Source organism: Vibrio sp. 378, assembly GCF_033339435.1.
Window position 1 is genome coordinate 1 of sequence record NZ_JAWOUO010001015.1, and the last position, 550, is coordinate 550.

General features: G+C 44.5%; 1 protein-coding gene. It reads left to right on the forward strand.

The genetic code is table 11. The features are described from left to right. A partial coding sequence (gene fliJ / locus R7Q48_RS30110; protein ID WP_318134072.1) for a flagellar export protein FliJ occupies positions 1 to 304 on the forward strand: 304 nt, incomplete at its 5' end. Positions 305 to 550 lie beyond the last annotated feature (246 nt).

Below are 550 nucleotides of genomic sequence, written 5' to 3' on the forward strand. Positions count from 1 at the left end.
CTGCCAGCAGTTGGTGGATCGTGGTCAAGCGGGGTTAACCGCCAGCCAATACGGGCATCTCAACCGATTCTTATGTCAGCTTGACGAGACACTGTCAAAGCAAAAGCAAGCAGAGCATCACTTCAAAGAACAAGTCGAAAACTGCAAAGACTACTGGCTCAAGATGCGCCAAGAACGCATGTCTTACGAGTGGATGATCGAAAAGAAAGCGAAAGAAAAGCAAATCGCGGAAGCCAAACGTGAGCAAAAGCAGATGGATGAGTTTTCCACGCTGTTGTTTAGCCGTAAGGCCAAGCCGTTCTAATTTTTGTTGAAGTTGATCTCGCTTCCACTCTTTTCGTGTGCGTTGTTCGTCAGGAAAAGAGCCTTATGCGTTGGCGTGATTTTTGCAAATTAATGGTTTAATTATCTAATTTTGCCTCTGATGGGCAATCTGGTCACGCCATAAAAAGGCGTAGCTAAAAACGAGAAAGTTTTTATGAATGTGAATTTGTCTAATGTTTCTGCGACTAGCAAGACCTCTGTTTCTGAGTCTTCCGCAAAAGCACCT